The sequence below is a fragment of the Leucobacter faecis genome (assembly GCF_054456635.2).
Map to the genome: position 1 here is coordinate 81,963 of NZ_JBTJEP020000013.1, position 6,828 is coordinate 88,790.

A 6,828-nucleotide genomic window follows, 5' to 3' on the forward strand; every position below is an offset into this window, starting at 1 on the left:
CCCATTCGGTCACCCGTCGCGGAGTTCTCTCATGGCCGATATCACCGCGCAACGGGGCCGAAATAATTTCGCGCAGCGCAGCGTTAGAAGAAACGCACCAACCGAAAGATTAGACACGCATGAGTGAGCAAAACGTTCAGACCATGGGGGCAACGACTGCCCCCCGCACCCTCGCTGAGAAGCTGTGGGATGACCACGTCGTCGTGAAGGGTGAAGGCGGTCAGCCCGATCTGATCTACATTGATCTGCACCTGATTCACGAGGTTACGAGCCCGCAGGCTTTCGACGGCCTGCGGGTGGCAGATCGCCCGCTGAGGCGCGTCGACCTGATGATCGCAACCGAGGATCACAACACTCCGACCCTCAACATCACAAAGCAGATCGAAGACCCGACGAGCCGGCTGCAGATTGAGACCCTGCGCAACAACGTCAAGGAGTTTGGTGTGCGCGCGCACCCGCTCGGTGACAAAGAGCAGGGCATCGTGCACGTGGTGGGTCCGCAGCTGGGACTTTCTATGCCCGGCATCACGGTCGTGTGCGGCGATAGCCACACCTCGACTCACGGCGCGTTTGGCGCACTCGCGTTCGGTATCGGCACGAGCGAGGTCGAGCACGTCATGGCGACCCAGACTCTGCCGCTCAAGCCGTTCAAGACGATGGCGATTAACGTCGAGGGCGAGCTACGCCCTGGCGTCACGGCGAAAGACATTATTCTCGCCGTGATCGCAAAGATTGGCACCGGTGGCGGCCAGGGCTACGTGCTCGAGTACCGCGGCTCGGCCATTCGCGCGCTGTCGATGGATGGCCGCATGACGATGTGCAACATGTCGATCGAAGCGGGCGCGCGCGCAGGTATGGTCGCGCCAGACGAGACCACGTTCGAGTACGTGAAGGGCCGCGACCACGCCCCCAAGGGCGCTGACTGGGACGCGGCGGTCGAATACTGGAAGACACTGCCCACCGACGAAGGTGCCGTGTTCGATAAAGAGATCTTTATCGACGCGAGCGAGCTCGAGCCGTTTGTCACCTGGGGCACGAACCCGGGCCAGGGCGTGCTGCTGAGCGAGAATGTGCCGGATCCGGCGCAGATTGCCGACCCGAACGAGCGCGCCGCGGCAGAGCGGGCGCTCGAGTACATGGACCTCGTCGCGGGTACGCCGATGAAGCAGATTCCCGTCGACGCCGTGTTTATGGGCTCGTGCACCAACAGCCGTCTCGATGACCTGCGCGAGTTCGCTGAGATCATCAAGGGCAAGAAGAAGGCAGAGGGCGTACGCCTCATGGTGGTGCCCGGCTCCGCCCGCGTGCGACTTGAAGCCGAGGCCGAGGGGATCGACAAGATCGTCGAGGAGTTTGGTGGCGAGTGGCGGTTCGCTGGCTGCTCAATGTGCCTTGGCATGAACCCCGACCAGCTCGAGCCGGGGGAGCGCTGCGCGTCGACCTCGAACCGTAACTTCGAGGGACGCCAGGGCAAGGGGGGCCGCACGCACCTCGTGTCGCCGCTCGTTGCTGCCGCAACCGCCATCAGGGGTACGCTGTCGAGCCCCTGGGACCTGCAGGCAGACGCCGCAGCCACCCAGTCAGTTACCGACGAGAAGATTGGAGCCTAAGGCTATGGAAAAGTTCACGACTCAGACCGGCGTTGCCGTACCGCTGAAGCGCTCCAACGTCGACACCGACCAGATCATTCCCGCGGTGTTCTTGAAGCGCGTCACCAAGACCGGTTTTGATGACGCTTTGTTCTATCACTGGCGCCAGGACGAGAGCTTTGTGCTCAACCAGCCCCAGTTCGCTGGGGCAGAGATTCTCGTGGCCGGCCCCGACTTCGGTACCGGATCGTCGCGTGAGCACGCCGTGTGGGCGCTGCGTGACTACGGGTTCAAGGTCGTGATCTCGCCGCGCTTTGCAGACATCTTCCGTGGCAACTCGGGCAAGCAAGGCCTGCTTGCCGCAGAGGTCACCGAGGCCGACGTAGAAAAGCTATGGGCCGCGATCGATGCCGATCCGGGTATGAAACTGACCGTCAGTCTTGAAGACTGCACGGTGACGGCAGGAGATCTTTCCGTGCCGTTCCAGGTCGACGAGTACACTCGCTGGCGCCTGCTAGAGGGGCTCGACGACATTTCTCTGACGCTTCGCAATGAGGGCGCGATCTCAGAATTTGAGAGCCGCCGCCCGAAGTGGATGCCGACGACAACCCCGGTGGAGGCCGCGTGACTGACAACGAAACCGAAGGCCTAAAGATGGACGCCCAGAAAGCGGGCGCCCGGGTAGGTCTCACCTCTGATGAGATTCTCATCAACGGTGGGCGGCCGCTGAAGGGCCGCATCGAGGTGCGAGGAGCGAAGAACCTCGCCCCCAAGGCAATGGTGGCGGCGCTGCTCGGTACGAGCGCGAGTGTGCTTCGTAACGTGCCCAATGTGTCTGATATTCGTGTCGTGGCGGGCCTGCTCGCGCTGCACGGAGTGCAGATTACGCGCGGCACTGACGGGGGCGAATGGCGCCTCGATCCATCGAACGTCGAGCAGGCACACCACGCCGACATCGACGCACACGCTGGCTCGTCACGCATTCCGATCCTGTTCTGCGGCCCGCTGCTGCACCGGCTCGGCGAGGCTTTCATCCCCGATCTTGGCGGCTGCCGGATCGGCGATCGCCCCATCGATTTTCACCTTGAGGCGCTGCGCAAGTTTGGTGCGGTCGTCGAGAAGCTGCCGAGCGGCATCAGCCTCACGGCGCCCGACGGGCTGCACGGCGCAAACATTGAGCTGCCTTACCCCTCGGTCGGTGCGACCGAGCAGGTGCTGCTGACGAGCGTGCTCGCCAAGGGGCAGACCGAGCTGCGTAACGCGGCCATCGAACCCGAGATCATCGACCTGATCTGCATTCTGCAGAAAATGGGTGCGATCATCACGGTTGAGCCGAACCGCGTGATTTTCATCGAGGGCGTCGAGGAGCTGCGCGGGTACGACCACCGTGCGCTGTTTGACCGCAATGAAGCAGCGAGCTGGGCTTCTGCCGCGCTCGCTACGCGCGGCGACGTGTTTGTGGGCGGCGCGCAGCAGGAAGAGATGATGACCTTCCTCAACGTCTTCCGTAAGGTCGGCGGCGACTTCGATGTGCACGACGACGGTATTCGGTTCTGGCACCCGGGCGGCGATTTGAAGCCCGTGCGCATTGAGACCGACGTGCACCCCGGCTTCATGACCGACTGGCAGCAGCCCCTCGTGGTTGCCCTGACCCAGGCGGAGGGCGTGTCGACGATTCACGAGACGGTCTACGAGAACCGCTTTGGATTCACCGATGCGCTCAACCAGATGGGCGCCAACATCGAGGTGTTCAAGGATGGGCTACACGACGGCGCTCGTCGCGTGAAGCGGCGCGAGTTTGAACAGGCAGCCGTGATTTCTGGTCCGACCCCGTTGAAGGGGGCAGAGATTCAGGTGCCCGACCTGCGCGGTGGGTTTAGTTACCTCATCGCGGGTCTCACGGCCGAGGGGCAGACTAAGGTGACGAACCTTGGCATCATCTCCCGCGGCTACGAGAACTTCATCGAGAAGCTGCGCCTGCTCGGCGCGGATTTCGTCTACGAGGGCTAGTTGCGACGCGCGCGCCGGGAACGCATGCAGCACCGGCGCGCGCTCGTGCACGATAATTGAAATATGTTTGAAACGGTGAAGCTGCGCAGCCGGCCCTCAGCTGAAAAGCGAAGGCCATCAGTCTTCTGGGTACTCGCGGGTGTCACGCTGCCCGCGTGGTCGCTCATGGTGCGGTACCGGTTTACGCCGCAGTCGAAGCTGCCGCAGACGGGCCCTTTCATTTTGGCGCCCAACCACTACAGCGAGATCGACCCCGTCGCGATGGGTGCCGCGGTCTGGCATCTGGGCCGTCTTCCCCGCTTCATGGCCAAGGCCAGCCTGTTCAAGGTACCCGTATTTGGCTGGTTGCTGCGCGCCTCGGGACAGGTGCCCGTTGAACGCGAGGGCGCCGCGCGCGCATCCGGTCGCGGCGGTGCGATGGGCGGGGCAGGTGCGCTGATCAAGAACGACTCGGGCGTCATTGTGTACCCCGAGGGCACACTCACGCGCGACCCAGACCTGTGGCCCATGCGCGGCAAGAGCGGTGCGGTGCGGCTCGCACTCGAGTCGGGCATCCCGCTGATCCCCGTCGCCCACTGGGGTACACAGAATCTGATGCCGCGATACGGCAAGAAGATTCACCCGTTTCCGCGCAAAACCATTCATGTCGCAGTCGGCGAGCCGCTGGATCTGAGCAAATACCTCGCGGGCACCATCGACCAGAAGACCGTCAACGCGGCAACGACCGAGCTGATGAACGCGATCACCGCGCTGCTCGCGGGGCTCCGTGACGAAACACCTCCCACCGAACGCTGGGACCCAAATAAGCATCAGCAAAGCGAGACGGGGCGATTTTGACAACAAAGCCGAATCCAGTGGTGGCCAAACGCGCCGCGCGTAACCGCGGTCGCAAGGTCGCCGTGATCGGATCGGGCAGCTGGGGCACGACCTTTGCGAAGGTACTCAGCGACGCAGGCTGCGATGTCACCATGTGGGCGAGACGCCCTGAGGTCGCAAACGAGATCCAGGTAGCCAAGCGCAATAGCCAGTACCTGCCCGGCATCAACTTGCCCAAATCGCTCAAGGCGACAAGCGACCTCGCAGAGGCGCTGCGGGGTGCACGCCTCGTGTTTCTTGCGGTGCCAAGCCAGACGATGCGGCAAAACCTCCTCGATCTCGAGCCGTTCCTCGACGGCCGCAGCGTGCTGGTGAGCCTGGTGAAGGGCGTCGAGAAGACGACCACCATGCGCATGTCTCAGGTCATCAGTGACACGCTCGATCTTGATCCGGATCGAATTGCGGTCGTATCTGGCCCGAATATTGCTCTCGAGATCGCCAAAGAGCAGCCCACGGGCGCGGTGGCCTCGTGCGCTGATCTCTCGGTCGCGCAGGAGATTGCGACCGCAGCATCGGCGCCGTACTTTCGCACCTATGTGAACACCGACGTCGTGGGCACAGAGCTGGGCGGCGTGCTCAAGAATTTGATTGCGCTCGCGATTGGCATTGTCGATGGTGTGGGTTACGGCGAGAACACGAAGGCCGCGATCATCACCCGCGGGCTCGCCGAGATGACCGAATTTGCGATCGCTTCGGGCGCCGACGCAGCAACGATGTCGGGTCTCGCCGGCCTCGGCGACCTCATCGCAACGTGCCAGTCACCGCTGTCACGCAACAACACTGCCGGCCGACTCATCGGCCAGGGGTACTCGCAGGAGGAGACCCGCGAGCAGATGAATCAAGTGGCCGAGGGCATCACCTCGGTAGCACCCGTGCTCGAGCTCGCGCACGAGCGCGACATCGTGATGCCCATTGTCGAGCAGGTGCGCATGGTGCTCGAGGGCACGATGGCGCCAAAGAATCTTGGACCGCACCTCGCGACAGAAGACAGCGTGCCGCAGCCCGAGCTCAAGCTCGGCCAGCAGACTCCGGGTCGCTGGCAGCGGCTCGTCAACCGTATGAAGGGAACGCACTAGTGAGCGATTCGACTGAGATGCAGGCAGCGTCTAAGCGCCGTGTGGTGCTGCTGTTTGGCGGCCGATCGAGCGAACACGGCATCAGCTGTGTGACCGCGGCCGGAGTGCTGCGCGCGATTGATCGTACGCTCTTTGATGTGGTTCTCGTGGGGCTGACGAAGCGCGGTGCGACGGTGCTGATGCAAGAGGAAGACCTCGCTTCGTATGCGCTCGAAGCTGGCGCGCTGCCCGAGGTGACCGATAACGGTACGCGTGTGCTGTGGCCCGCATCGCTCGACACCCGTGCCATGACGGTGATCTTTGAAGACGGATCACTGCAGTCGCTCGGTCATGTTGACGCTGTGTTGCCCATGCTTCACGGGCCCTACGGTGAAGACGGCACGGTGCAGGGCATGCTCGATCTTGTCGACATGCCCTATGTGGGCAGTGGGGTGCTGGGCTCGGCGCTATGCATGGACAAGCACGCGGTGAAGACGGTGCTCGCCGCGGCGGGCATTGCTGTTGCCCCCTGGCGCACCGTGACACTTGACGAGGTCGAACGCGACGCGTCTGTCGTTACGCGTCTCGACGAGGGTCTCAGTTACCCGTTGTTCGTCAAGCCTGCGCGGGCAGGTTCTTCGGTGGGTGTGAGCCGAGTTACTGAGCCCGGCGAGATCGCGGCGGCGCTAGAAGTGGCTTTCGCTGAGGATCGCACCGTGCTTATTGAGTCGGGTGTGACAGGGCGCGAGGTCGAGATCGCGGTGCTCGAAGGCCGCGACGGGGCACGCCCACGCACCAGTTCAGTGATCGGCGAGATCGTGTTCACTGGCCGCGAGTTCTACGACTTCGAAGCCAAGTACCTGGGCGCTGCGGGCATTGAGCTCGAGCTGCCGGCACGGGTGACCGACGCTGAATACGAGGCGATTCGCGCGGCGGCCGTTCGTTCCTTTGAGGTGGCTCAGTGCGCAGGTCTTTCCCGGATCGATTTCTTCCTGACCGAAGACGGCCCGGTGCTGAATGAGATCAATACGCTGCCCGGGTTTACCCCCATCTCTATGTACCCGCGTCTGTGGCAGGAATCGGGGCTCGGCTACACGGAGCTCATCACCGAGCTGATCGAACTCGCGATCGCCAAGCGTCCCGCCTACTAAGCGCAGGGGATTGGGCCCGGGTATCAACGCGACACGCCGATGCTCGGGCCTGGCTTGACCGTGGGGGCTAATCTGCGTAATGTTATCTCTTGTCGCCGCAACGAAGCCGGGCCGCAGAGCGGGCCGGCTGAATTAGCTTGCGGTAAA

6 protein-coding genes are annotated in these 6,828 nt (G+C 63.2%); all 6 read left to right on the plus strand.

Going from position 1 to position 6,828, the window contains the following annotated elements; genetic code table 11:
* Positions 1–143 precede the first annotated feature (143 nt).
* The 6 genes from leuC (at position 144) to ACXR2T_RS11130 (ending at position 6,681) form a co-directional block, all read left to right on the plus strand.
* Positions 144–1,610 (plus strand): 3-isopropylmalate dehydratase large subunit, encoded by a 1,467-nt coding sequence (gene leuC / locus ACXR2T_RS11105; protein WP_458839448.1) that lies wholly within the window; start codon positions 144–146, stop codon positions 1,608–1,610.
* Between the two features lie 4 nt (positions 1,611–1,614).
* Positions 1,615–2,217, plus strand: a complete 603-nt coding sequence (gene leuD / locus ACXR2T_RS11110; protein WP_458815798.1) for a 3-isopropylmalate dehydratase small subunit — start codon at positions 1,615–1,617, stop codon at positions 2,215–2,217.
* A 26-nt stretch (positions 2,218–2,243) separates the two neighbouring features.
* Positions 2,244–3,599 carry a UDP-N-acetylglucosamine 1-carboxyvinyltransferase gene (murA, locus tag ACXR2T_RS11115; protein ID WP_458815814.1) on the plus strand — a complete coding sequence of 452 codons (1,356 nt, stop codon included), beginning with the start codon at positions 2,244–2,246 and terminating at the stop codon, positions 3,597–3,599.
* Positions 3,600–3,662: 63 nt separating this feature from the next.
* Positions 3,663–4,436 (plus strand): lysophospholipid acyltransferase family protein, encoded by a 774-nt coding sequence (locus tag ACXR2T_RS11120; protein WP_458815800.1) that lies wholly within the window; start codon positions 3,663–3,665, stop codon positions 4,434–4,436.
* A gap of 17 nt (positions 4,437–4,453) precedes the next feature.
* The gene (locus ACXR2T_RS11125; protein WP_458839360.1) at positions 4,454–5,551 is read left to right on the plus strand and encodes an NAD(P)H-dependent glycerol-3-phosphate dehydrogenase; all 1,098 of its coding nucleotides are present in this window, start codon (positions 4,454–4,456) and stop codon (positions 5,549–5,551) included.
* A gap of 17 nt (positions 5,552–5,568) precedes the next feature.
* A complete protein-coding gene (locus ACXR2T_RS11130; protein WP_458839447.1) occupies positions 5,569–6,681 on the plus strand; it encodes a D-alanine--D-alanine ligase family protein in 1,113 nt (370 codons plus the stop codon).
* Positions 6,682–6,828: the final 147 nt, after the last annotated feature.

Bases quoted from the DNA above. Each gene is read 5' to 3' on its own strand.
- leuC (WP_458839448.1), top strand. From the start codon at position 144: ATGGGGGCAACGACTGCCCCCCGCACCCTCGCTGAGAAGCTGTGGGAT.
- leuD (WP_458815798.1), top strand. From the start codon at position 1,615: ATGGAAAAGTTCACGACTCAGACCGGCGTTGCCGTACCGCTGAAGCGC.
- murA (WP_458815814.1), top strand. From the start codon at position 2,244: ATGGACGCCCAGAAAGCGGGCGCCCGGGTAGGTCTCACCTCTGATGAG.
- ACXR2T_RS11120 (WP_458815800.1), top strand. From the start codon at position 3,663: ATGTTTGAAACGGTGAAGCTGCGCAGCCGGCCCTCAGCTGAAAAGCGA.
- ACXR2T_RS11130 (WP_458839447.1), top strand. From the start codon at position 5,569: ATGCAGGCAGCGTCTAAGCGCCGTGTGGTGCTGCTGTTTGGCGGCCGA.